Below are 24603 nucleotides of genomic sequence, written 5' to 3' on the forward strand. Positions count from 1 at the left end.
CACGCGATGCCGCCCCCTCATCACGATGCGCCGAAAGCAGCCGCCGCGCGCTGCTCGACCTGCGCGATGCGCGCCGTGTGCCTGCCCGCCGATCTGACCGCGAGCGATCTGGCGCGCGTCGACGCGATGATCGGCACCACGCGTCACGTGAAGCGCGGCGAAGCCTTGTTTCGCAACAGCGATCCATTCCAGAGCATCTATGCGGTGCGCACCGGCTCGTTCAAGACGGTCGTCATGCATCGCGACGGCCGCGAGCACGTGACCGGCTTCCAGATCGCCGGCGAGACGCTCGGCCTCGACGGTGTGTGCAGCGGCCGCCACAATAGCGACGCCGTTGCGCTCGAGGACAGCACCGTGTGCATCATTCCGTTCTCCCAACTGGAAGCGGTGTGCCGCGACCTGCGACCGATGCAGCATCACCTGCACCAGATGATGAGCGGCGAGATCGTGCGCGAGTCGAGCCAGATGATGCTGCTGGGCACGATGTCGGCCGAGCAGCGCGTGGCCGCGTTCCTGTTGAACCTGTCGGCGCGTTTCAAGGCGCGCGGCTACTCAGCGGCGGAGTTCAACCTGCGGATGACGCGCGCGGAGATCGGCTGCTATCTGGGAATGAAGCTCGAGACCGTGAGCCGGATGCTGTCGAAATTCCAGCGCGAGAAGCTCATCGATCCGCGCGGCAAGCAGATCCGCATCACCGATCCGCAGGGACTCGCGCGGGTTTGACGCGCGCGGGCTGAATCGTTCCATCGAGGTGTCGTCGCGGCAGTGCGGTCATGAACCGCACTGCTCTTTTTGACGCGCCGGATCGAGGCCGATCAAGGTCCATGCGCCTTGATCCGGGCACGGCGTGCGCCGGTCATTCGCCCGATATTTTTCGTTGAGCGAAATTTTCACGCTTCCGCGCGATCCGCCGGAACGGACAGCGCAGCAGGTTCGACCGCTCGCGCAGCCATATTTCTCCATGACTCTTGGGGTGACGCAACCGCCTCGGGCGTTATCAAGCTCACGTCCTCGCCTCCGGTACGCCGATCAATCCTGATTCGTCGGCCATACCGCTGTTTCATTGCCCGCCTGATATTCCGTCGCGGCCATGCATGGATACCGTGTTTGATGCTCGCCTATTCGCGAGTAATATTGGGTCGCGCCGCCCGGACCTCGTCCTCACCCCCGACGAAGTCATCTCGCGCGGCCTGCGACGCCGCCCGTATCCGGCCAAGACCACCCGCCATCTGCTGCACGGCGGCGTCGAATACCGCTGCGACGTCGCGCTCGCCGAGTTGCGGCCCGCCGCCCGCCGCCTGGACGATCACGACACCCGATGACCGACCCTTCCGCACCGGAGACAGGCTTGAACACGGTAACCCGATCGGATCTCGCACTGGACGCCGCCAGTGGACGCAACACCTTCGTGCTCGTCGCCTTCACCGCGTTGACGAATCTCGCGGACGGCGTGACCAAGATCGCGCTGCCCCTGATGGCGACCACCCTGACGCAGTCGCCGATGCAGGTCTCCGGCGTCTCGCTCACCCTCACCCTGCCGTGGCTGCTGGTCGCGCTGCACGTCGGCGTGCTGGTCGACCGCGCCGATCGCCGCCAGCTGCTATGGCTCGCCAACGGCATGCGGCTCGCCGCGATCGTGACGCTCGTGCTGTTGTCGCTGTCGCAAGGCATCACGCTGCCGGCGCTGTACGTGGGCGGCCTCACGCTCGGCATCGCCGAGGTGATCGCGCTGACCTCGGCGGCCGCGCTGATCCCCGACGCCGTCGCGCCCGCCGGCCGCGAGCGCGCGAATGCCTGGGTCGCCGGCGCGGAGACGGTCTGCAACGAGTTCTGCGGTCCGCTGGTGGGCGGCCTGCTCGTCGCGGCCGGCACGGCGCTCGCGCTCGGCACCGTGTCGGGCGCCTATCTGATCGGCATCCTGGTGCTGTTCCTCCTGACCGGCCGCTTTCGCGTCGAGCGCGCGCCGAACGCCGGGCGCGAGCCCGTGCACCAGCAGATCGTCGAGGGGCTGCATCATCTGTGGCGCGAGCCGGTGCTGCGCCTGATGGCCATCACGCTGACCGTGCTGTGCGCCTGCTGGGGCGCCTGGCTCGCGCTCATGCCGCTGTTCGCGACCAAGGTGATGGGCCTCGACGCGCGCGGCTACGGCGTCGCGCTCAGCGCGCTCGGCGTCGGCGGCTTCGTCGGCGCGCTCAGCGTCACCACCCTGAACCGCTGGTTCGGGCGGCGCGCGGTGATGTTCGTCGACCTGCTGGGCACCCTCGCGATGATGGCCGTGCCCGCCGCGACCCTCAACCTGTGGGCGGTCGCGGCCAGCGCATTCGCGGGCGGCCTGGGCGGCACGCTGTGGACCATCAACGCGCGCACCCTCAGCCAGGCGCTCGTGCCCGGCTCGCTGCTCGGCCGCTACAACGCCGCCGCGCGCCTGTTCGGCTGGGGCGCGATGCCGATCGGCGCGGGGCTCGGCGGGCTGGTCGCCGAATACTTCGGCATGCGCGCCGCGTTCGTGGGATTCGGCGTCGCCACGCTGCTGCTGATCGTGCCGTTCCTGCGCATCGCGACGCCCGCGGCGCTCGACGTCGCGACGCGCGACCCGCAATGATGCGAGACGGCGCATCCGTGGACGCGCGGCGCGCGCATCCGGAAACGGCCGTGGATCCGCTGCTCCCGGACACCTTCCGCCACGCGATGCGCCGGCTCGCCGCCTCGGTATGCGTGGTGACCTGCCGCCGCGACGACACGTGGTACGGCATGACCGCGACCGCCGTGACCTCGCTGTGCGTGGAGCCGCCCTCGCTGCTCGTCTGCATCCATCGCGACACCACGTGCCATGCCGCGTTGAGCCGGTGCGACCGCTTCTGCATGAATGTGCCGGGGGCCCGGCATCAGCAGGTCTCGGCCACGTTCGGCCGCAAGGCCGACGATCCCGCCGCGAAGTTCGCCGTCGGCGACTGGCGGGTCACGGCGGACGGCCTGCCCTATCTCGCCGATGCGCAGTCGAACCTGGTCTGCCGCATCGCCTCGGTCTTCGAGCATGGCACGCACAGCATCTTCGTCGGCCAGTGCGAAACCATCACGAACGGTCCGGACGCGGCCCCGCTGCTCTACGCAAACGGCGCATACGGCACGCTCGCGGCGCTGTGAGCGGCCCCATGCCGGGACCGGCGGCCCCTCACCGCACCGCCTCCCGCATCGCCTCCGTCGCCGCATCGAACACGCCGCGCAGCGCCGCGCCGGCATCCTCGTCCACGACCGGCGCGAGCCGCCGCGTCGCGCCATCCTCGAACGTCAGTTCCAGCCCGACCCGATAGCCCGCGCCGCCCTCGCGCGCCTCGATCGTCAATCCGCATCCGGCGAGCCGCGCGCCCATCCGTTCGAGACGCAGCAGCTGCACGCACGCCTCCGCCTCCACGCGCGCCGAGCCGCCAAACCCCGCATAAACGATCTGCATTCCGATTCCCATGCATTCCCCCTCAAGCGACCCCGCCCATCCGTCAGTCGCCTCATCGGAGCAGCACGACAGACGATCGCCTCGTGCGACCGTCGTCTCATCATCGGGAAATATCCGCCACGTCGATTGACCTGCATCAACGAGCCACCGGCCGCTTTCTGATCGGGCTCAGATCCCGCGCACCCGGCCCGCGCCGCGCGCGCGAAACCGCCCGCGTTGCGGCCGGCTTGACGTGGCGCAACGCGCAAACGGCCAACCATCGCATGCTTGCGCAACACGCATCACGCGCCGCTCAATCCCCCTTACATCATGTCGCCACACGATCGCCCGACCCCATCCCGCGCTTCCACCCGCGCGGCGCGCCCGGCCCCTTCCGCCGTCACCGCCCCCGCGTCGCGACACGATGTCGCGGTGCTGGTCTATCACCGCTTCGCGGCCGAGCCGGGCACCGACCCGATGACCATCAGCATCGCCGCGCTCGACGCGCAACTGCGCCAGCTGCGCGACAGCGGCTACCAGATCGTGCCCTTGCGCGACATCGTCGCGTGGCGGCACGACGGCGATGCGCCGCTGCCGCCCAAGGCCGTCGCGCTCACGGTCGACGAAGGCCATCGCTCGATCCGCGAATGGCTGGGCCCGCTCGCGCGCGCCGAGCGCCTGCCCGTGACGCTGTTCGTGCAGCCCTCGGCGATCGACGCGGCCGTCGATACGCTGTCCTGGAGCCACCTGCGGCAACTGCATGCGACCGGACAGTTCGACGTGCAGACCCATACCTGGTGGCAGCCGGGCTTCGGCGTCGCGGCGCCGCCGCATGCGGTCACGCTCGCGCAGCTGCAACAGGCGCGCGCCGACCTGGAAGACCGTTGCGGCGGCCCCGTCGACATGCTGGCCTGGCCCTTCGGCACGCATGACGCGGCGCTCGCCACGCTGGCCGGCGAAGCCGGATACCGCGCGGGTTTCACGTTCGATGCGTGCAAGCTCCGCCGCGATGCGCCCGGCATGAACCTGCCGCGCTACCTGATGGTGGAAGCGTGTTCGCCCGCCGTGCTGCAGCGCCTGCTGCACCGCACGGACGAAGCGGGCCGCGCGTAGCGGCCCCGGGCGCGCCGGCGTTCGGGACACCGGAACAACCCAAACGAAAACGCGGCGGCGCGGGCGGATCATCCGCCGCGCGCCGCCGCGTTCAAGCGGGCCGGGTGAGCTTTTACGGGAGCCCGCGCGACGCACGGCCACGCCGCCCCACGCGCGTCACTCCAGGTAGAACGCCCCCGGCAACAACGCCTCGGCGCTCGTCACGCTGACGTCGCCCTTCAGGTTCGCGAGCACCACTTCGAGCGTCGGCTTGCCCAGTTCGATCATCACCTGCCGGCAGGCGCCGCACGGCGCGATCGGGCCGTCGGTATCGCCGATCACGGCCAGCGTCGCGAAGTCGCCGGGCGCATAGCCCGACGCGATCGCGGCGAACAGCGCGGTGCGTTCCGCGCAGTTGCACAGCCCGTAGGACGCGTTCTCGACGTTGCAGCCGTGGAATACCTTGCCGTCCTTCGTCAGCAGCGCCGCGCCGACCCGGAAGCGCGAATACGGCGCATACGCCTTGTCGCGCGCGGCCTTCGCGGCGTCGATCAATGTGGTCTGATCCATGTCGTGTTTCCCTCGTGTCATGTCATGTCATGTCGTGTCGTGTCGGTCAGTGCGCGCCCGCGCGCGTCCCCTTCGCGTCGAGAAACGCGACGCCGTCGGCAAATGCGTCGAGCCCGAACCAGCCGGCAAGACTCTGCCCGAGATCCGCGAACGATGCGCGCACGCCGAGGCTGCCCGGCGCGATGCGCGGCCCGTGAACGAGCAGCGGCACATGCTCGCGCGTGTGGTCGGAGCCCGGCCAGGTCGGATCGCAGCCGTGGTCGGCCGTGAGGACCAGCACGTCGTCGTCGCGCAGCAGTGGATACAGCGCCGCCAGGCGCGCATCGAAGCGCTCCAGCTCCGCCGCATAGCCGGCGATGTTGCGGCGATGGCCGTACTGCTGGTCGAAATCGACGAAGTTCGTCATCACGAGGCTGAAGTCAGGCGCATCGCGCAGCGCGTCGAAGGTCGCCGCCCACAGGCCGTCGAGCCCGTCCGCCTTGATCTTGCGCGTGACGCCCGCGCCCGCGTAGATGTCCGAGATCTTGCCGATGGCGATCACCTGGCCGCCCGCGGTCGCGAGCTTGTCGAGCAGGGTCGGCGCGGGCGGCGGCACCGCGAGGTCGCGCCGGTTGCCGGTGCGGCGGAAGCCGGCGGGCGTCGCGCCGACGAACGGCCGCGCGATCACCCGGCAGATATCGTAGCGGTCGACTTCCTCGCGCGCGATCTCGCACAGCCGGTACAGCCGGTCGAGCCCGAAAGCGGTCTCGTGGCAGGCGATCTGGAACACCGAATCGGCGGACGTATAGAAGATCGGCTTGCCCGTCGCGATGTGCGCCGCGCCGTGCGTCGCGAGGATCTCGGTGCCCGACGCGTGGCAGTTGCCGAGATAGCCGGGCAGGCCCGCGCGCCGCACGAGCGCGTCCAGCAGCTCGGGCGGGAACGAATCGCGCGCCTGCGGGAAGTAGCCCCAATCGAAGCGCACCGGCACGCCGGCCAGCTCCCAGTGGCCCGACGGCGTGTCCTTGCCCGACGACAGCTCGCGCGCGGCGGCGTACGCGCCGATCAGGTCGGGCGTCGCGGAAAAGCCCGCCGGCAGCATGCCGGTCGCGAGCCGGTTCGCGAGACCGAGCCCGAGGCGTTCGAGCTGCGGCACGCGCAGCGGGCCGGCGCGACCGTCGCCGTCGCACGCGCCTTGCGCGCAACGCGCCGCGATATGGCCGAGCGTGTCCGAGCCCGCGTCGCCGAAACGCCCGGCGTCCGGCGTCGCGCCGATGCCGAGCGAATCGAGAACCAGAACGATGGCGCGCATGACAACTCCTCCGTTTAATCGATCAAGGCGTGGATCACGGGCGGCAGCTCGGCCGCCGCCGCGTCGATCCGGTACGCGCGCTGCACCTCGGCGAGCGCGCGCTGCGCGGCGTCGCGGTCGCGCGCGTGCACGACGCCGAGCGGCTGCCCGGCGTCGACGCGCGCGCCGAGTTCCGCGAGCCCGGTCAGGCCGACGGCCGGGTCCAGCACGTCGTCGGGACGGCTGCGGCCGCCGCCGAGCCCGACCACCGCGAGCCCGAGCGCGCGCGCGTCGACCGCGCCGATCCAGCCGGCCCGCGGCGCGGGCACCTCGATGCCGACGGGCGCCGTCGCGAGATGGCGCGCCGGCGCATCGAGCAGGTCGGCCGGGCCGCCGAGCCCCGCCACCATCCGCGCGAAGCGCTCGGCCGCGGCTCCCGATGCGAGCACGGCTTCGAGCCGCGCCTGCGCCTCGGCGGCGTCGCGCGCGAGCCCGCCCAGCCGCAGCATCTGGCCCGCGAGCGCGAGCGTCACCGCATGCAGGCGCGCCGGACGCGCCGCGCCGGTCAGGTAGTCGAGCGCGCAGCGGATCTCCACCGCGTTGCCGGCGCACGGCGCGAGCGCCTGGCTCATGTCGGTCAGCGTCGCCGTGGTGCGCATGCCCGCGCCGTTGCCGACGTCGACGATGCTGCGCGCCAGCTCGACCGATTTCTCATAGGTGGGCATGAACGCGCCCGAGCCGACCTTCACGTCCATCGCGAGCGCGTCGAGGCCCGCCGCGAGCTTCTTCGACAGGATCGACGCGGTGATCATCGAGATCGACTCGACCGTCGCGGTCACGTCGCGCACCGCGTAGATCGCCTTGTCGGCGGGCGCGAGCCGGCCGGTCTGGCCGATGATCGCGATGCCCGCCTCCTTCACGACGCGCCTGAAGCGCGCGGTGTCCGGCGCGACGTCGTAGCCGGGAATCGCTTCGAGCTTGTCGAGCGTCCCGCCCGTGTGGCCCAGCCCGCGTCCGGAAATCATCGGCACGTAGCCGCCGCACGCGGCGACCATCGGCCCGAGCAGCAGCGAGGTCAGGTCGCCGACGCCGCCCGTCGAATGCTTGTCGACCACCGGCCCGGGCAGGTCGAGCCCGCGCCAGTCGAGCACGTCGCCCGAATCGCGTTGCGCGAGCGTCATCTCGACGCGCGCCTCGATCGGCAGCTCGTTGAAATAGACCGCCATCGCGAACGCCGCGATCTGGCCTTCGCCGACCTGGCCGGCGCTCACGCCGCCGATGAAGCGCGCGATCTCGCCCGCTTCGAGCGGCAGACGGTCGCGCACGCGGCGGATCACTTCCTGGGGCAAAAACATGAGGGCTCCTTTGCTACCGTCAATACGCGCCGCCGCGCGCCGCGCCGACGCCGTGGCCGAGGGTCGCGAGCAGGCTGGCCAACAGGCTCGACGCGCCGAACCGGAACGTCGCGGGCGCGGTGTAGCCCGCGCCCAGTTCGCGCTCCGCGAGCGCGAGATAGGCGGCCGCCTCCTGCGCCGAGCGCACGCCGCCCGCCGCCTTGAAGCCGACCGGCCGCCCCGCGTCGCGGATCGCCGCGAGCATCGCGGCGGCCGCGTCGAGCGTCGCGTTGACGGCGACCTTGCCCGTCGAGGTCTTGATGAAATCCGCGCCGGCCTCGATCGCGATCTCGCTCGCGCGGCGGATCAACGCCGCCTCGCGCAGTTCGCCGGTTTCGAGAATCACCTTCAGGCAGCGGCCCGCCGACGCCGCGCGCGCCTGCGCGACCAGCTCGCGGCCGACCTGCGCATCGCCCGCGAGCAGCGCGCGGTACGGGAACACCACGTCGATTTCGTCAGCGCCCAGCGCGACGGCCTCGGCGGTCTCGCGCGCGGCCGCCTCCGGGTCCGCCGCGCCGTGCGGGAAGTTGGTGACGGTCGCGATCGGCAGCGCGAGGCCGCGCGCGGCCAGCGCCGCGCGCGCCGCGCCGACGAAGCGCGGATACACGCACAGCGCGGCGGGCGTGCCGACCGGCGTGTCCGCCGCGGCGGCGAGCGCCGCGATCGCGGCGTCGGTGTCGTCGTCGTTGAGCGACGTGAGATCGACCAGATGCAGCGCCTTGAGCGCCGCTTCGGTCAGCTGGTTGCGAGAGAGTTGCATGGCAACGCGCCTTGTCAGGTCAGGGAGAAGAACAGCCCGGCGATCGTCGCGCTCATCAGGTTCGACAGCGTGGCGGCCGCGAGCGCGCGCATGCCGTAGCGCGCGACGTCCGAGCGCAGCTCGGGGGCGACGGCGGTGAAGCCGCCCGTCAGGATCGCGATCGACGAGAAGTTCGCGAAGCCGCACAGCGCGAACGACACGATCGCGATCGTCTTCGGCGTCAGCGCCTGCAAGCCGGCCGCGGCCACCTGCGCGCTGTTCTGCAGGTACGGCGACAGCCCGCTGTACGCGACGAATTCGTTGAGGATCAGCTTCTGGCCGATGAAGTTGCCGGCCACGGCGGCATCCTGCCAGGGCACGCCGATCAGCCACGCGAGCGGCGAGAACAGCACGCCGAGCAGCGACTGCAGCGTCACGTGCGCGAAGCCGAGCCAGCCCGCGACCACGCCGACGGTGGCGTTGAGCAGCGCGATCAGGCCGATGAACGCGACCAGCATGGTGCCGACGTTGACGGCGATCTTCATGCCGACGCTCGCGCCCGACGCGGCCGCCTCGATCACGTTGGCCGGCCGCTTCTCGTCGAATTCGAGCGAATCGATCACGACCTCGCTCGGCGCGACCGACGGGCACAGCATCTTGCCGAACAGCAGGCCGCCCGGGATCGCCATGAACGACGCGGCGAGCAGGTACTCCATCTTGACGCCGAGCCCCGCGTAGCCGGCCAGCACCGAGCCCGCCACCGACGCCATCCCGCTCGACATCACCGCGAAGATCTCGGGCCCGCTCAGGCGCCGCACGAACGGCTTCACGAACGCGGGCATCTCGCTCTGGCCGAGGAAGATCGTCGCGACCGCCGAGCAGGCCTCGACCCGGCTCACGCCGAGCAGCTTCGCGAGGCCGCTGCCGACGGCCTGGATCACCCACTTCATCACGCCGATGTAGTACAGCACCGCGATCAGCGCGGTCACGAAGATGATCATCGGCAGCACGCGCAGGCCGAACGCGAAGCCGCCCGCGCCGAACAGCTCGAACATCTTGTCGCCGACCAGCCCGCCGAACAGGAACGTGAGCCCGTGCTGGCCCATCTCGAGCACGTCGTTCACGCCGCGCGCGACGGCCGCGAGCACCGCCCGGCCGATCGGCACGAACAGCACCAGCGCGCCGATCGCGAGCTGCAGCGCGAGCGCCGCGACCACGGTGCGCCCGCGCACCGCGCGGCGATTCATCGACAGGCAGTAGCCGACCACGAGCAACACCAGAATGCCACACAGACTGCGCAGGATATCCACGGTCAATCCTTGAAGAGGAATCAGAACTTGTAGCCGACGCTGGCGTAGTAGCCCCAGCCGGTCGACCGGTTTTGGAACGGCCCGTTGCCGAAGTTCAGCTCGGTGCCGCCCCACTGCCCGCCGTTATGGAAGTAACGGGCCGCGGTCCAGAAGCGCCAGTGCTGGAATTCATAGATCAGCACGTTGGTCGCGACGAACGCGGTGTCGGTGCGGGTGTCGCCGCCCGTCTGCTCGGCGAGGCGCGAGCCGAAGTCGTAGTTGAAGAAGCCGACGAAGGTCAGGTGGCCGCCCGCGTACACGCCGATCGGATACACGTACTTCATCTGCGCGCGATAGCCGTCCCACGAATTCTGGTTGGGCGCGCCATAGTTCTCCCACTGGCGGCGCACGTACAGGTTGGCCGACAGGAACACCGGCAGCGGCGTCTTGATGTCGGTGCCGATGCCCGCGTACAGCGTGTTCTGGCGGCCCGACACGTTGTGGCCCTGGTCGTAGATCCAGTCGAACGCGACGTACCACTCCTTGAACGGGCCGAAGCCGAGCTTGCGCCCGACCAGATCGTCGATCGACACACGCGGCTCCTGCTCGCTGAACAGCGGCGATCCCTTGTTCGAGATGCCGGTGTCGTAGCCGTTGCCGACGCCGAACGCGCGCGGCATGTCGACGTAGCCGTACAGGTCGAACGGCCCCTTGCGGCCGAAGTACTCGTATTCGAGGTAGACGTCGTTGGTGCGGTACGGGCCGAAGCGGATGTTCTTCGAGCCGATCACGCCGATGCTCTGGTGGAACCAGTCCGACAGGTACGGCGACGCCGGCAGCGTGTCGCCGGTCTTGGCCGGCGGCGTCGGCGCGCCGCCGCCGCTTTCGGCGAGCGTGTCCGCGCGGGCCGGCGCGGCGCTCAGCGCGACGACCGTCGCGATCCCCACGGTGGCGGCCCGCCAGGGGCGGGACAGCGGTAAGGCGCGTGCGGACGCGCGGCGCAAGCTCGTGTGTTGATCCACGTTCGGTGGTTTCCTTCTTGGGTAAGTGACGATCGATGCCGCGCGCCCCGAGGGACCGCGCGGCGGGCCGGACCTGCTGAAATCAAGCGATATGGCTCCGGCCCGCGCCGCCGGATCGGCACGGTTCCCTCGCCCCCTGTTGCGCCGGTCACGCCGGCTGTCTGTGATGCCCCGTTGTCGTGCGCAACGAATCACACATCACGTTATTTAAATAACATTAGCAAAAGCGGTGCCATCCCGAAACTCAGGGAAAACAACCATTTCGCGGAAGTAAATTGCACGGAATCTGTGCCGGTTTGCGACACAAATGGGAACACATGCGCTGAAATTGACCATGCGGTCAGGTTCCTGAGGCGCGTCCCGGAAGACGGCGTGGCGAGCAAACATCGATATCTTACGAATGGCTTGTGGTCGGCAGTCAGGAGCGCGAAACGTCGCGCGCCGGCGTCGCGCATCGTCGGATGAAACCGGCCGATGCGCGTGGGGCTGAAATCAGGTCCGCGCGTGCAGGGTCAACCGCTCCGGCACCGTGCGAACCGTGTCGGCCGGCACCTGCGCGTGATAGCTGAAATGCAGGTGGCGCACGTCGAGCCGCCGCGTCCCGCGCGCGGCGGCGGGCAGCATGGCCATGCCCCCGCCCTGCGCCATCACCGCGAGCGGCGCGCCCGAGCGGGCCGACCCGCTTGCCGGCCCGTCCGCGATGCCGGGCGGATAGCCGGACCCGACGATGTCGCGCAGGAGATCGCCGAGCGCCGCGTCGTCGGCGCAGGCCAGGCGTTGGCCGTGCGGCGCGTCGACGTCGCCGCCCATCGCCACACTGTCCCTTGATATGTATACGTGCATCTGTCTTGCTCGCCGATTCACGGGCGGCCCGACGGGCCCCCGGCCGCGCCCGGACGCGCGGCGGCGCGCATTATAGATCGAGCGCGGCGCGCGCGGCAGCGGTTTCGCCAGTGGCGGGAATCGACAGGCGTCGCGACGCGCCCGCGCCGCGGGAACGCACGCGGCAGCCGCCTTGCGCGAAGCGGCCGCCGCAGGGACGCCCTCGCGGGCGCCGGCCCGCTCAATCGCCGAGCGGCGACAGCCGGCACCACTGGTACGGCAGCGCGCTGTCGCCGACCCGCGCGGCGCGCACGCTGCACGAGGCGGCGTCGAGCGCGAGGCCGACCCCGGCCAGCGATTGCGCGGCCAGCTTCAGGTTCGCGCGGTTCTCGCCCGCGATGTCGCGCACGTCGTCCGCGCGCAGATCCAGTTCGCATTGCCGCTCCGGCTGACGGGACGGCGCCACCGAGGCATGCAGCCGCAGACGCGTCACGAACCGCGCCAGCATCGCGCAGCGCTCGGCGGTGCGGTTCAGGCCGAGCCGCTCGACCACCCGATTGGCGCGGCCGACCGACTCGCTGCGCCAGTTCGTCTCGGCGTCGACGATCGCGTAGATCGGGCCGCCGCGCATGCGCGCCGCGTCGCGCAGATGCAGGCGGAACGCCTCGGTGCCGGGGAACCCGCTGCCGACCTGGATGAACTTCACCGCCGGCGACGCCTGCGTCGCGACCCAGCCCCATGCGTGCCCCTGCACGGCCGAGATCACGACCGTGGTGTCCTGCGGCCGCTCGATCGTCGGCAGGTCCGCGTGATAGACGGGCTCTTCCCAGCCCGCATGCCCCCAGGTCGGCGCGCCGCCCGCGAGCACGACGGCCGTCGCGACCGCCAGCAGCCAGCCGGCCGCGCGGCGCGCGCGGGCGCGCGGCAGCAGCGCGTGACACGCGACCCACACCACGAACGGCGCGAGCAGCTCGATCGGGACGATGTAGCGATAGATGCTGAAGAGCTTCATCCACACGACGAAGCCGATCGCGACGAACACCACGACGAAGCGCGCGCGCGCGTCGACGGATGCCCCCTGCCGCCGCGCCAGCAGGCGCGCGCCGCCCGTCGCGGCCCACAGCAGCAGCAGGACGTAGACGATCGGCCAGATGATCTGGCGCACCTGGGTCTCGCTGACCCGCTTCGGATGCCACGCCATGATGAACGGCCACACGACCGTTTCCCACAGATCGACCGGCCGCCAGCGCGTATCGACGACCGCGTTCGGCAGCGTGTGCGGATTCGGGAACAGCGAGCCGAACTGCGGATACAGCGGATTGCCGAACAGCGTCCACATGTGCGCGATCCAGTATCCGCCCGTGACCGCGAACCCCACGAGTACGCCGATGCCGAACAGCACGCTCACGCGCAAGCGCACCAAGGCGCGGCCCGGGTAGACGAGCAACGCCGCGCACATCGCCACCGCGTAGACCGCATTGGTCAGCTTGAGGCCCGCGCTCATGCCGACGAGCGCGCCGGCCGCCGCCGTCACCGCGACCGCGCGCGCCGTCCCGCCGGCCAGCGTCGACCAGTTGGCCAGCAGGACGAGCAAGCCGGCGAGCACGAACAGCGCCGTGGTGTCGTCGCCCATCGAATTGCCCAGACACGACAGGAAGTTGCCGGTCAGGCAACCGGCCAGCGCAAGCAGCAGCGGAATCCGCAGCCGATCGCCGTCGCGCAGCCCGGGCAGCGCGCATCGGCCGATCGCCGCCAGCAGCACGAAGCTCAGCCCGTGCAGCCAGCCGTAGGCGAACGCGACGAGCCGCGCCGGCAGATGCGTGCTCGCCCAGTAGAACGGCACGTCGAGCAACGGGTTGAAGTACGTCTGCATGCCCGCCGGCGCCACGTCGACGAGCAGCTTGTCGTGCAGCCACGCAAACGGGTTGTACACGTGGTAGTTGAGCATGTCCCAGTTCGTGTCGACACCGAGCAGCACGGAATACAGCCCGAAGCAAAGCGGCACGACCAGACAAGCGATCAGGAACGCGCGCGGCGTATCGAGGCGCGCGCCGCGCGTCGTCGGCGCGGCAGAATAGGAATGATTCATGTTGATCAGGTTGAACGGCGCCGGAACACCCACCACCGCGCCGATGCGAAGTTCGCGCCCAGTCCGCCCACCGAGCCGAGCGCGACGCTCCAGAGCGGCAGCCACGCATTGTGCGGCAACAACAGGACCGCGCCGCTGTAGACCGCATAGTTGATCACGCCGCCGACCGACATCGCGGCCAAGTAGCGCCACCATTCGCGCCACGGCGAGGCATCGCCGGACGCGGCAAACGTGAAGCGGCGATTCAGCCGCCAGGTGACCCAGACCGCCGTCAGGAAGGACAACGCGCGGCCGGCGAAATAACCGGCGCCACACCATACCAGCAGCGACAGCACGGCCGCATCGACCAGGAAGCCGATCGTCCCGGCCACGAGGAAGCGCAGCAATTGCGCGCGCACGTCAGCGCGGCTCCCGTCGCGTCTGCTGGCCGAACGACAGATAGGCGAGGCGCTTCACCTCGGCGCGGCCGCGCGACACCGTATCGAGCACGAGCCCGCAGACGAACAGGATGGCGCTCAACAGCATCAGCGCCGAGCACAGCAGCGCGGTGGGCAGACGCGGCACGAGACCCGTCAGCAGATAGTCGTCGAGCACCGGGACCGCCAGCACCATCGACAGCAGCGCGCACAGCAGCGCGATGCACGAGAAGAACAGCAAAGGCTTCTCGGTCTTCATCAGCTTGACGATGGTGAGCAGGATGCGCATGCCGTCCCGCCAGGTGTTGAGCTTGCTTTCCGAGCCGTCCGGACGGCTGCCGTATTCGGTCGCGATCTCCGCCACCGGCATGCGCAGCTCCAGCGCGTGCACCGTCAGCTCCGTCTCGGTTTCGAAGCCGACCGCATGCGCGGGGAACGACTTGACGAAGCGCCGCGAAAACACGCGATAGCCGGACAGCATGTCGCTGAACGTGCGGCCAAACAGCGTCGAGACGCAACGCGTCAGCAGTTGGTTGCCGAAACGATGCCCCGGCCGGTACGCCGCGCGCTCCGCGGAGACGCGCGTGCCGACCACCATGTCGAGCCCGTCGTCGACGAGCGCCTGAACGAGCGTCGGCGCTGCGGCCGCGTCGTAGGTGCCGTCTCCGTCGACCAGCACGTAGACGTCGGCCTCGATGTCCGCGAACATCCGTCGGATCACGTTGCCCTTGCCCCGGTCGGGCACCGAGCGCACCGTCGCGCCCGCGGCGCGCGCGATGCGCGCCGTGTCATCGACCGAGTTGTTGTCGAATACGTAGATGCGCGCGTTGGGCAACGCCCGCTTGAAATCCTCGACGACCGAACTGATCGTGACCGCTTCGTTATAGCAGGGCACGAGTACGGCAATCGCGGGATCCCCGGGCAGCATCGAATGATCTGGCGCCGGCTTTAACCATTCATGTGGCGCGTCGTTTTTGTGTTCCATCTCGGCATATCGGCAGCTGGTGGCAAATGAACCCATACGCGCCGCTGGTCTCCGGCGACGTATTCATCGGGCCCAGATTGTAGGCGATTCTGCCCACAGGTTTGCATCGATCGACCAATAATCGCCACTTTGGCACACCAATCCCGCTCCGGAAGCCGCCTCCGGCGAACCGGAGCAACAAAGAGGGCTCGGTCAGTTGCGCCGCCAGGCCGTCCACCGCCCGCTCCGCGGCCAGGCCTTGCCGCACGCCCCGGTCACGCCCCTGCCTGCGCCTCCGGCCCCGCCTCGCGGGCGAACTGGGGCGCGAAGATCGCCGCCGACCACGTGAACGGCATGCGCGCCGCGCTGCGTCGCACTTCGTCGATGTGGAAGCGCACCAGACGCCGCGCGCCGCTGAACGCGGCCAGTTCCGGACCGTCCCAGATCAGTGCCGCGCGGGCGCTGATATACAGCAGGTCGCCGCTGTCGAAGTCGATGAACAGCAGCCCCGCGCGCGGCTCATGCAACAGATTGCCGATCGTGTTGAAGAAGTTGTTGCCGCTGAAATCGGGCGTCGTCAAGGTGCGCGCGTCGTCGACCCGCGCGAAGCCCGGCTCGCCGCCGCGATGCGAGACATCGACGCCGCGCGCGCCGCCCGCCTCCTCCGACACGTTCGCGCTCGCGATGAAGAACGTATCCGCGCGCGCCAGCAGCGCGCGATCCACCTCGTCCAGTTCGCGCGCGCGACGCTGCGGCGCGCCGGCCGCGCGCGCGACGAAACTCGGCGCGCGGCTCTGGATGTAGCGCGGGCAATTGCCGAAGCTCTGGCTGACCGCGAGCGTCATCGCATCGCCGTCGAGCGCGCGGATCACTCCGTTGACGCGATTCCGGCGCCGCGTCTGCGGCTGCAGCCCGAGCAGCCCGACCGGCGCGCCGACGCGCCATGCCCCCGCCAGCGGATCGTCGCGCAGCGCGCCACCCGACAGCACCAGCGTGTCCTCGGCCGGCGCCGCGACGAAACCCGGCGCGCCGGCGCGCACCGTCGCCCACGGTTGTCCCGACGGGTCCAGCCCGCCCACCAGGATGAACGGCAGCTGCGCATAGAACGCACGATGCTGCTCCGGCATCCAGGTCCGGATGCCGCGGCTCGCCGCGGCCGCGAACTCGCTCACGCCCGCGCGCGCCTGTGCGGCCAGCTCGCCCGCGTGGAACGGCAGCGCCTCGGGCGACGAAACATCGGCATGCATGGTGAACTCCTGTCTGCGCGCGGCCGGGCCCGGCCGCGTCAGGCTTGCGCCGGCAACGCGACGAACCCCGGCAGCGCCTCGATCCGCGCGAGCCACGCGCGCAGGTTCGGATACGGTTCGAGCGATACCCCGCCCTCGGGCGCATGCGCGATGTACGAATAGCCCGCGACGTCCGCGATCGTCGGCGTCGCGCCCACGGCGAAGGTCTTGCCGGCCAGCTGCGGGTCGAGCAGTTCGAACAGGCGCACCGCCGTCGCCTGCGCGTCGGCGAGATCGTAGGGCGCGCCGAAACGCGTCACGAGCCGCGCGCGGCACGGCCCGTACATGATCGGACCGGCCGCCAGCGACAGCCAGCGCTGCACCTCGGCCGCGCCGGCCGGATCGCCGGGCAGCCACGACGCATCGCCGTAGCGCTTCGCCAGATACACGAGGATCGCGTTCGAGTCGGACAGCACGACGCCGTCGTCCTCGATCACGGGCACCTGGCCGAACGGATTGAGCGCGAGAAACGCCGGCGTGCGCTGCTCGCCCGCGAACAGGTCGACCGGCACGATCTCGACCGGCAGGCCGAGCAGCGACAGGAACAGCTGGACGCGATGACCATGTCCGGACAGCGCGGTCGTATGCAGGCGGATCGGCTTGGACGGAACGGATTGGGACATGAGCGGGGCTCCGGGAGATCAGGTTGGAAGGGACGATGCATCCGCCGCCGCACGACGACGGACATGCGCAGCCTAACGCGCGCCAACTCTCCTCGGAAGGTGGATAATCGACGAAACACAATCCTTCATGAATGGACAATCCGATGGCGGACCTGCGCGACGTCAATCTGAACCGGCTGACCATCTTCGTCGCGGTGGTCGAGGCGGGCTCGCTGACCGCGGCGGCCGCGCGGCTCGGGCTCGCCAAGACCATGGTGAGCACGCACATGCAGCGGCTCGAAGCGGAGGTCGGCGCGAGCCTGCTGGTGCGGACCACACGGCGGCTCAACGTCACCGAGGCCGGCCGCGCGTTCTACGACGCGAGCCGCGAGATCCTGCGCGCCACCGAGGCGGCGCTCGCCGCGGTGTCCGGCGGGGCGGGCCCGCTGCGCGGCACGCTGCGGGTGAGCGCGGCGGTCGATTACGGTTCGCTCGTGGTCGCCCCGGCGCTGGTCGCGCTGCGCGATGCGCATCCGGAGCTGGAGGTCGACCTGCAATGCGACGACCGGCAGGTCGACCTGATCGCGGGCAATCTCGACGTCGCGATCCGGCTCGGCCGGCTCGCGGATTCCAACTACCGCGCGGTGCGGATCGGCGATTTCGAGCGCTGGCTCGTCGCGAGCCCCGGGTTCGTCGCGCGCCATGCGGCGCTCGACACGCCGGCCGCGTTCGACGCCCTGCCCTACATCCAGCTGTCCAGCGTGCCGCGCGCCACGCTGGAACTCACGCACGTGTCGGGCGGGCGGGCGACGCTGCGCTGCCGGCGCGCGTTCGCGTCGAACACGGCCACCGCCTGTCACGCGGCGGTGCTCGCGGGCGGCGGCTTCACGGTTGCGACCAGCTTCGCGTCGGACGAGGATCTCGCGACCGGCCGCCTGGTCCGGCTGCTGCCGGGGTGGTCGCTGCCGGCGGGCGAGATCCATGCGGTGTTCCCGTCGACGCGCCATCCGTCGGCCAAGGTGCGCGCGCTGATCGAGGTGCTCAAGGCGCGGTTGGCGCGCTGAGTGGTATTGCTCCCGGGGGGGCCTGCGTTGGGTCGTCCTGGGCTGGTCCGGCGGACTGCGATACTACGGTCGAGCGATATTCTGAGCGCAGCAATCAATCCGGAACGGGCGCCAGCACCTCGGACATGAACTGTAGTGCGACGCATGCATCGGCACCATGCACCGCAGAGACTTGGTGAAAAGACCTCGCTAACAGGGGACTCCGCATTCGATCGCCACTCTTACGGCCATGATTCGCGCACGACGCCACCGAAAGCGATCCGCGACTGGCTGCTGTTTGCAATGTCACGATTTGCATGTGGGCCTATGCCCAATGCAATCTCGCAGGTTGAGGTCATCATGCCATTCCTGTTCAGTGAATCTTGAGGCCATCCAACAAGCTCCAGTCTCCGGCGAAGGGCAAAGCGACAGAATCACGCAACGCCTGCGCCTTCTCGGCGAGGGCCATAGCTGCTCCGTTTTCCATCGCATCATGCATCGCTGGAAGCCTGATCTTCACGACGCCCTTCGTGAGAATCGATTTTCACACGCAGCCGATTCACTTCTGCGATATGCAAGACCGGCACGCTGGCGGAATTAAAGGACACGAAACCCGTGCTGGCAAAGTTAGTGGAGAGGGCCACCGCGCATTGTCGAAAAAAGCGACGAGAACGACATTGCAGCAAATCCGCCGGAAGCCCTGAAGCGAACGGCTTACCGCTCAATTGCTGTCAGCAGGGCTACGGATCAACGCCGGCATCAATAAAGAACGCCAACAGCATGACGCTATACGTCAGTCCTTCGATTGAGCCAACCCCAGCGGTGTCGCTGACAACCTGTCACCCGTGGAGGTTAAGCGGTGCTGTGCGCCAAATGGACTGCCCAGAGCACAGACCACATGTTCGAAATTTCTAGACCTTGTCGAGTGAGGTGCCGTGCATGGAAAGCAGCAGCAATGCACTCACGATTGGTGTCAGGACCAGACCGCGCACGAAGATAGGAACGAGATGCGAGAGCGCCGCATCGGCCGCAAACAGGGCTGCATAAAATACGGCGGCTCGGATGATATGGGATACGGTTGTCGTGCCGGTGGCCATCGCCTGTCGAGCAGCCATTCTCCGACGTACGATCCACCTCGGTACAAACCGCGCCGCCATCATCGCAATGGCAAACGTCATTCCGTATAGAACGGATCCCATGAACCATGACTCACCATTGAATTCGCCAAGTACGACAGAGGAAGCGTGAAGGCCGCTTGGCATCGCTGAGGTCGCCATCGAGATATGGGCTACTGAAAAATGCAGGAAATCCTCTATCTGAATCATCAGATAGCCACCGATGGCGGCGGCCGATAGTGCAGACAGGCAATACCCGATCGTGTGATGGCCCCCTTTCTGCAACTGCACCTTGCTCCTATTTGCCAGATTGAGCACAGTCGCGCCTACCATGACACCCAGAAGCAACGGCAACAATATCAGGCCAGGTGACAGCAACTCAAGCATGGTTGCGAGATCAGCGCTGACCAGGATCGCGATCAGCCAGATCACAGGCCGTCTGCGCACATCGTGCAAACGCTCGACGAACCATGTGCCGAAGCGCGAGATGCCCACGCCACTGAGTGCACCATACGCGCCCCCCTGTCCGTTATGAGTAGCGCCAGACTCCAGATTAGCGTGCAGGCTGTTTTTATTCATGGTAATAAAGGATTCCTAAATCATAATTTGAATCAACGACCCGGCATCGCGCTGCGCCCCCGTCGCGCCACTGCCCTGCCCGATTGCCGGATCGCACGCACAGCGTAATTGATCGGACAAAACTGCCAGCTTGGCGGACGTCCATCGAGAATATTGGCCGTCTGACCCATATGCCGTCGGATGTAGACATGATGAAGGGCATAGCGGAAAATAAAAACGGACGATTTCAGTGGCGCGATTTCCTCTTTTATGCGACTCATCGATCAATTTCAGAAAATTCACGAGCTGCTGGAGGCGAAGGCCGCCCAGCCTGGTCTCCCGGCACTAGCAGAGGCATTGCATTGCACCGAACGCAACGCGCGGCTCTTGCTGCGCAAGATGGAGGCGCGAGGTTGGCTCAGCTGGGATGCGGCTCGCGGGCGCGGGCACTTCTCTCGTCTAGCCTTGCTCACCACACCGAAACAGGTGTGGTTGGATCATCTGTCAACGCTGCTCGCCAAAGGCGAGTTGGAGGAGGCCTTTGCCAGCCTCGACAGCGATCAGCGAAAGCAACTGATGACGCGACTGCCGGATTTCATGGGGGTGTCGGAGGTTGACGGTGCATTCGCCCGGCTCCGAATACCGTTGGCGCGTACCGTGAGGGAGCTTGATCCGTTAGAGGCTAAATTCTTAACAGAGGCGTATTTAATCCATCATATTTTCGCGCGGCTTTTGGAATTTGATCGGACTACAAATCAATTGATTCCCGCATTGTCTCACCATTGGGAGGATGAGGAGAATGGAAAAATCTGGAATTTCTGGCTCAGGCGTGGATTGACCTTCCACGATGGAAGTCCGCTGGAGGCTGTGGATGTTCAGCACACGCTACTCCGTTTACGCGATGCGATGGGCGACGATGAGTCACATTTCAGGAATCTAGACTCCGTGGACGTTAGCGGCAGCTGGAAAGTGACGTGTCGCTTGAAGACCGGGGACTACTTTTGGCTGCACTACCTTGCAACCGAAAGTGCATCGATCGTCCCTAGAAAGAGGAGCAGTGATTTCTCGTTCATGCCGATCGGCAGCGGCCCGTTCAGGCTCACGCGGCGTAGCGATTATCGTCTCTCCCTGTCAGCATTCGAAAACTACTACAAAGAACGCGCACTGCTCGAGGAAATCGACTTGTGGGTGATGTCGGAGGCAGATGAAGCATCGAAGTTCGATCTTCACTTTGGCCCAATTTCCGATTCGCCCACAGGACAGAGCCAGGTTGTGCAAGAGCTGTCCACCAGCGTGCAGGTTGTGTGTAATCCGTGCCGGCCGTTCTTCTCGAGCGCATCACAGCGGCTTGCATTGGCAGACTGGCTTGCGCGGACCGAGTTGATCTCGACGCAAGGTATCTCCCGGCGCCCCGCGTTCGGATATTTGCCTGCGTGGCGGCATCGTGTCGCTACGCTTGGGACTCGTCGACCACGTATTCCGAAGACAGCCAAGTTGAAGATGGTGGCGATCTTGACCAGCAAAGACGAGGAGATATTTAATTTGATTCTGAATAGGCTTCAGGCCGCAGATGTGGACGTTGCCGTTGCAGTGCTGTCGCACGAAGAGTACCTTCGATGCGATTGGGTGGAGTCCGCCGATCTCGTTGTGTGCGGCGGCTATAGCAATTCAAACGAAGAAATGTGCTGCCATTGGCAGTTTTCAGAGGAGCCCGTCTTCCGTCGATGGATAGCGAAGGAGCACCGGCTGTCCATCGATAAAAAATTGCTGGCGATCAGAGAATGCCCGGATGCTCCAACGCGGATGGAACGTTATAAGGAGCTGGACAAGCAGTTTGTCAATGAGGGCTGGACGATACCGATTTCACATACGATTTCCCATGTACGTGTCGGAGCACATGTGGGTGGCGCGAAAGATATGACTCTCGGATACGTACCGCTTGCCGGTCTTTGGCTGCGCTAACGTGAATTCTTCGCGGTCGATCCGGATCCCGCGCCGCGCGCATCGTGCCGAACACATCGCGCCGGCTACGGCAAATCACTCCTGGTCCGGAAAGTCTGCGCGCTTCGTTGTTTCTGCCCACGCATCGAAGTTGTCGCGCAGCGCATCGAGCCGCGCCAGCGCGACCTTCAGCGCGGCACCGCCGAGGAGCAGGCGCAGCGGCGGCTCGTCGGCTTCGTACGCGGCGATGATCGCGAGAGCCGCGCGCCGGGTCGCCGGGCTGCTTGCCCGACACCGCGCGTGTCGCCGCGCGGCGCTTTCCCGCCGTGTCCGCGTAGTCGTCGATCCGAGTCGCGGATTCAAGCATCGAACACCCCGCCCAGTCGGTGCGAAACGCGCCCGGCTCGACGATCGTCACGCGAATGCCCAGCGGCGCGACTTCATGGGGCAGCGATTCGGACAGGGCCTCGACCGCGAATTTCGTCGCGTGGTAGTAGCCCGTCGCGGCAAACGCGACGAGCCCGCCGAGCGACGACATATTGAAGATGTGCCCTCGGCGCTGCTGCCGCATGCCGGGAAGAATCCGCTGCGTCAGTGCGTTAAGGCCGAACACGTTGACCTCGAACTGCGCGCGGATCTCGCGGTCCTCGCCTTCCTCGATCGCGGCGAGATACCCGAAGCCGGCGCTGTTGACGAGCACGTCGATTGCGCCGAAATGAGATCGCGCCTGCTCGACGGCGCTTGCGATCGACGCCGGATCGGTGACGTCGAGCTGCAGCGGCAACACACGTTCGCTGTACCGGCAGGCGAGATCCGACAGGCTGTCGGGCCGGCGTGCGGTCACCACCGCGCGCCAGCCGCGTTCGAGCACGGCTTCGGCGAGCGCACGGCCGAGGCCGGACGATGCACCGGAAATGAACCACACGGGCGATTGATCGTTCATCGGTTGCTCCTTGAGGAAACGGGGGGTCAGCTGGTCTGGCCCGTAGGCCGGATCGTGAGTTCGTTCACGCTGACGCTCATAGGCGACTCGATCACGTGGCGCACCGCGCGCCCGATATCCATCGGTTGCAGCGCAATCGCGCGGTACTCGCGCATGTACGCCTGGGTCGGCGCGTGCGTGATCGTGTCGGCCAGCTCGCTTTCGACGACACCGGGATTGATGCAAGTGATCCGCAGTGTGGGATGCTCTTGGCGCAGGCCGTCCGACAACGCGCGCACCGCGAACTTCGTCGCGCAGTAGATGGCGGCGGTCGGCGACACCGAGAGCGCACCGATCGACGCGATGTTGATGATCTGCCCGGCGCCGCGCGAATCCATGTGCGGCAGCACGGCCGCGATGTTCCACAGGACCCCCTTGAGGTTGACGTCCACCATGCGGTCCCATTCGTCGTGATGGCCGGCGACGAGCGGCGACAGGCGGCATGACGCCCGCGTTGTTCACCAGTACGTCGATCCGTCCCCACGTCTCCAGCGCCGCATCCGCGAACGCTTGCGCCGATCGGCGATCAGTCACGTCGAGCGCGCGGGTTTCGACTGCGGCACCCGCCGCGCGGAGATCGCGCGCGATGGCGTCGAGCCGGTCCGTGCGGCGCGCGCCCAGCATGAGCTTCGCGCCCGGTACAGCCAGCGCGCGTGCAATGCCCTCGCCGATTCCACTCGATGCACCCGTGATGAGAATGACTTTGTCCACGACACCTCCCTGTTTCGATGACGGGACGATATCGCCGCTTCTCTATCGCTTGTAGAAGGTGAATACTGGATGCTACGCGCAAGGGCGCGACGCATGAGAGACAGTCGATACGCGTCGCTTCTCATCCATCCGCCTCATTGAGTATATTTTCATGAAATATACTCAATGAGTATTATCAAGCCTTTTCGTGATGATTCTGCAAAATTTCGCGAATGAACTTCCACGCCATCTCGGGCATGGCGCGAAACTCCTTGGAATCGCTGGGCAGAAGCCAGTTATCCAACCCGCGCTTCTTTGCACCTATGCGTTCCGCAAACTGCTCGCGCGTCATGCCCATCGTGCCCATTGCCTCCCGCAGAAAGTCCTGCTGCGTCATCGGTGTACTCTTTCTCACCGCACCATCCTCTCACCAAATTTCGACATATGACCGTGTTCATGCGGTTCACGGGCGGGGCTGTCGCGGACCTTCGTCAGCCGGTCCCGGCGCATCAATCTGGTACGCGGCCCGAATCGCCTGAATGAACAAGCCTGACTGCTCGACGACCCAAGTTGCCAGCTCCATGTCCACCCTGTCGCCGGTATAGTCGGCCACCTGGCGGATTTCCTGAGCCCGGTTCAGTGTGCGGCCCCACTCAGGCTGCACCTGACCGGTCTTAACCAGGTGCAGGCCGAAGGCCGCGATCACACCGTTGTGCGTTCGCACGACGCTCGGATCGACCGGCGCACCGGAGGCGAGCAACGCGGCGCGCGCCGCGTCGAACATGGCGTAATAGGCGCGATTGCACGCTCCGTTAATGTCACCATCATCGAGCAGCAAAGCCGCCGAGGACGATGCCCTAAGGGCCTTCGTCAGAAGGTCGTGGACGCTTACCACAGTCGAACTCCGTCACTTTCGATATTGCGCAATAGCGCGGGGTTGGAATACGACTCAGGGTGTTCCCATTCGTCTTCCCAGACGGGAAGGGGCTGCACCCGGATTCCCGTTTCCAGCAAGACATCAAACGCCATGTCGGCCATCATCAGTTTGGCCGCCATGAATTGGCCGCGTGGCCCCGGCAGGACAACCGCGATATCGGCGTCACTGTCCGGGCGGAATCCGCCTTTCGCACGACTACCAAAGAGGATGGCTCCTTTGACCGGAAAGGCCTTGGCGGCCCTGTCCAGAAAGGCGAATGCCGTCTGCTTGGTATCGGCGTCGATAGGGTGTTCAGCCAGGGTGCGCATGCGCGGTCGCCTCACGTTTAATCTACTCAATGAGTATCATACAT

General features: G+C 67.4%; 26 protein-coding genes and 3 pseudogenes. 7 read left to right on the top strand and 22 right to left on the bottom strand.

What is annotated here, in order from left to right; all coding sequences use genetic code 11:
• Nucleotides 1-6: 6 nt before the first annotated feature.
• Nucleotides 7-723: a helix-turn-helix domain-containing protein gene (locus tag AC1RQF_RS20130; RefSeq protein ID WP_273998420.1), complete on the top strand. Its 717-nt coding sequence runs from the start codon at nt 7-9 to the stop codon at nt 721-723.
• A 48-nt stretch (nt 724-771) separates the two neighbouring features.
• On the opposite strand, the gene AC1RQF_RS20135 is transcribed toward AC1RQF_RS20130, so the two are convergent.
• A complete protein-coding gene (locus AC1RQF_RS20135) occupies nt 772-894 on the bottom strand; it encodes a hypothetical protein (protein ID WP_273996835.1) in 123 nt (40 codons plus the stop codon).
• A gap of 200 nt (nt 895-1094) precedes the next feature.
• Here AC1RQF_RS20135 and AC1RQF_RS20140 point away from each other — a divergent pair, with 200 nt between their 5' ends.
• From AC1RQF_RS20140 to AC1RQF_RS20150, 3 genes are all read left to right on the top strand, one after another.
• Complete coding sequence (locus AC1RQF_RS20140) at nt 1095-1322, top strand: hypothetical protein (protein WP_492872803.1); 228 nt, start codon at nt 1095-1097, stop codon at nt 1320-1322.
• 86 nt (nt 1323-1408) lie between these two features.
• On the top strand, nt 1409-2602 hold the full coding sequence (locus AC1RQF_RS20145; protein ID WP_492872839.1) for an MFS transporter: 1194 nt from the start codon (nt 1409-1411) through the stop codon (nt 2600-2602).
• A gap of 50 nt (nt 2603-2652) precedes the next feature.
• Nucleotides 2653-3144, top strand: a complete 492-nt coding sequence (locus AC1RQF_RS20150; protein WP_492872804.1) for a flavin reductase family protein — start codon at nt 2653-2655, stop codon at nt 3142-3144.
• Nucleotides 3145-3172: 28 nt separating this feature from the next.
• Here the strand turns inward: AC1RQF_RS20150 and AC1RQF_RS20155 are convergent, their stop codons facing one another.
• Nucleotides 3173-3451 carry a hypothetical protein gene (locus AC1RQF_RS20155; protein ID WP_443111459.1) on the bottom strand — a complete coding sequence of 93 codons (279 nt, stop codon included), beginning with the start codon at nt 3449-3451 and terminating at the stop codon, nt 3173-3175.
• A gap of 411 nt (nt 3452-3862) precedes the next feature.
• On the opposite strand from AC1RQF_RS20155, the gene AC1RQF_RS20160 reads away from it, so the two are divergent.
• Nucleotides 3863-4543, top strand: a complete 681-nt coding sequence (locus tag AC1RQF_RS20160) for a polysaccharide deacetylase family protein (protein WP_273996839.1) — start codon at nt 3863-3865, stop codon at nt 4541-4543.
• Between the two features lie 156 nt (nt 4544-4699).
• Here AC1RQF_RS20160 and AC1RQF_RS20165 read toward each other — a convergent pair whose 3' ends face one another.
• The 12 genes and pseudogenes from AC1RQF_RS20165 to AC1RQF_RS20220 form a co-directional block, all read right to left on the bottom strand.
• Nucleotides 4700-5092, bottom strand: a complete 393-nt coding sequence (locus AC1RQF_RS20165) for a cytidine deaminase (protein WP_273996840.1) — start codon at nt 5090-5092, stop codon at nt 4700-4702.
• A 46-nt stretch (nt 5093-5138) separates the two neighbouring features.
• Nucleotides 5139-6383, bottom strand: a complete 1245-nt coding sequence (locus tag AC1RQF_RS20170; RefSeq protein ID WP_492872806.1) for a phosphopentomutase — start codon at nt 6381-6383, stop codon at nt 5139-5141.
• Between the two features lie 14 nt (nt 6384-6397).
• Complete coding sequence (gene deoA, locus AC1RQF_RS20175) at nt 6398-7717, bottom strand: thymidine phosphorylase (protein WP_273996842.1); 1320 nt, start codon at nt 7715-7717, stop codon at nt 6398-6400.
• Nucleotides 7718-7736: 19 nt separating this feature from the next.
• On the bottom strand, nt 7737-8516 hold the full coding sequence (deoC, locus tag AC1RQF_RS20180; protein ID WP_273996843.1) for a deoxyribose-phosphate aldolase: 780 nt from the start codon (nt 8514-8516) through the stop codon (nt 7737-7739).
• A gap of 14 nt (nt 8517-8530) precedes the next feature.
• Nucleotides 8531-9805, bottom strand: coding sequence for a NupC/NupG family nucleoside CNT transporter (locus tag AC1RQF_RS20185; RefSeq protein ID WP_273996844.1), 1275 nt, complete (start codon nt 9803-9805; stop codon nt 8531-8533).
• Nucleotides 9806-9825: 20 nt separating this feature from the next.
• Nucleotides 9826-10806 (bottom strand): nucleoside-specific channel-forming protein Tsx, encoded by a 981-nt coding sequence (locus AC1RQF_RS20190; RefSeq protein WP_273996845.1) that lies wholly within the window; start codon nt 10804-10806, stop codon nt 9826-9828.
• 492 nt (nt 10807-11298) lie between these two features.
• The gene (locus AC1RQF_RS20195; RefSeq protein WP_492872807.1) at nt 11299-11616 is read right to left on the bottom strand and encodes a hypothetical protein; all 318 of its coding nucleotides are present in this window, start codon (nt 11614-11616) and stop codon (nt 11299-11301) included.
• A 253-nt stretch (nt 11617-11869) separates the two neighbouring features.
• A complete protein-coding gene (locus AC1RQF_RS20200; RefSeq protein WP_492872808.1) occupies nt 11870-13717 on the bottom strand; it encodes a hypothetical protein in 1848 nt (615 codons plus the stop codon).
• Between the two features lie 5 nt (nt 13718-13722).
• Complete coding sequence (locus tag AC1RQF_RS20205) at nt 13723-14115, bottom strand: GtrA family protein (protein WP_273996848.1); 393 nt, start codon at nt 14113-14115, stop codon at nt 13723-13725.
• A 1-nt stretch (nt 14116) separates the two neighbouring features.
• Entirely contained in the window at nt 14117-15061 is a 945-nt protein-coding gene (locus tag AC1RQF_RS20210; RefSeq protein ID WP_273996849.1) for a glycosyltransferase, read from the bottom strand.
• Nucleotides 15062-15408: 347 nt separating this feature from the next.
• Nucleotides 15409-16344, bottom strand: a pseudogene (locus AC1RQF_RS20215) (pyridoxamine 5'-phosphate oxidase family protein); the annotation flags it as partial.
• A 38-nt stretch (nt 16345-16382) separates the two neighbouring features.
• Nucleotides 16383-17006 carry a glutathione S-transferase family protein gene (locus AC1RQF_RS20220; RefSeq protein ID WP_273996850.1) on the bottom strand — a complete coding sequence of 208 codons (624 nt, stop codon included), beginning with the start codon at nt 17004-17006 and terminating at the stop codon, nt 16383-16385.
• Between the two features lie 143 nt (nt 17007-17149).
• Between AC1RQF_RS20220 and AC1RQF_RS20225 the strand changes: the two genes are divergently transcribed.
• The gene (locus tag AC1RQF_RS20225) at nt 17150-18049 is read left to right on the top strand and encodes a LysR family transcriptional regulator (protein ID WP_273998424.1); all 900 of its coding nucleotides are present in this window, start codon (nt 17150-17152) and stop codon (nt 18047-18049) included.
• A gap of 352 nt (nt 18050-18401) precedes the next feature.
• Here the strand turns inward: AC1RQF_RS20225 and AC1RQF_RS20230 are convergent, their stop codons facing one another.
• Both AC1RQF_RS20230 and AC1RQF_RS20235 read right to left on the bottom strand, forming a co-directional pair.
• Nucleotides 18402-18548 carry a hypothetical protein gene (locus AC1RQF_RS20230; protein ID WP_273996851.1) on the bottom strand — a complete coding sequence of 49 codons (147 nt, stop codon included), beginning with the start codon at nt 18546-18548 and terminating at the stop codon, nt 18402-18404.
• A 391-nt stretch (nt 18549-18939) separates the two neighbouring features.
• Nucleotides 18940-19722 (bottom strand): hypothetical protein, encoded by a 783-nt coding sequence (locus AC1RQF_RS20235; RefSeq protein WP_492872810.1) that lies wholly within the window; start codon nt 19720-19722, stop codon nt 18940-18942.
• Nucleotides 19723-19971: 249 nt separating this feature from the next.
• On the opposite strand from AC1RQF_RS20235, the gene AC1RQF_RS20240 reads away from it, so the two are divergent.
• Entirely contained in the window at nt 19972-21663 is a 1692-nt protein-coding gene (locus AC1RQF_RS20240; protein ID WP_492872811.1) for an SgrR family transcriptional regulator, read from the top strand.
• Nucleotides 21664-21738: 75 nt separating this feature from the next.
• On the opposite strand, the pseudogene AC1RQF_RS20245 reads toward AC1RQF_RS20240, so the two are convergent.
• From AC1RQF_RS20245 to AC1RQF_RS20270, 6 genes and pseudogenes are all read right to left on the bottom strand, one after another.
• A pseudogene (locus AC1RQF_RS20245) lies at nt 21739-22585 on the bottom strand (oxidoreductase).
• A gap of 26 nt (nt 22586-22611) precedes the next feature.
• Nucleotides 22612-23019, bottom strand: a complete 408-nt coding sequence (locus AC1RQF_RS20250; protein WP_337995287.1) for an SDR family oxidoreductase — start codon at nt 23017-23019, stop codon at nt 22612-22614.
• 97 nt (nt 23020-23116) lie between these two features.
• Nucleotides 23117-23335, bottom strand: a pseudogene (locus tag AC1RQF_RS20255) (SDR family NAD(P)-dependent oxidoreductase); the annotation flags it as partial.
• A 175-nt stretch (nt 23336-23510) separates the two neighbouring features.
• Nucleotides 23511-23711, bottom strand: a complete 201-nt coding sequence (locus AC1RQF_RS20260) for a transcriptional regulator (RefSeq protein WP_273996854.1) — start codon at nt 23709-23711, stop codon at nt 23511-23513.
• A gap of 66 nt (nt 23712-23777) precedes the next feature.
• On the bottom strand, nt 23778-24209 hold the full coding sequence (locus AC1RQF_RS20265) for a HEPN domain-containing protein (RefSeq protein ID WP_492872812.1): 432 nt from the start codon (nt 24207-24209) through the stop codon (nt 23778-23780).
• On the bottom strand, nt 24203-24559 hold the full coding sequence (locus AC1RQF_RS20270) for a nucleotidyltransferase domain-containing protein (RefSeq protein ID WP_252983326.1): 357 nt from the start codon (nt 24557-24559) through the stop codon (nt 24203-24205). The genes AC1RQF_RS20265 and AC1RQF_RS20270 overlap by 7 nt, the downstream gene beginning before the upstream one ends.
• Nucleotides 24560-24603: the final 44 nt, after the last annotated feature.

The sequence above is a fragment of the Burkholderia sp. GW821-FHT14F03 genome, assembly GCF_058803765.1.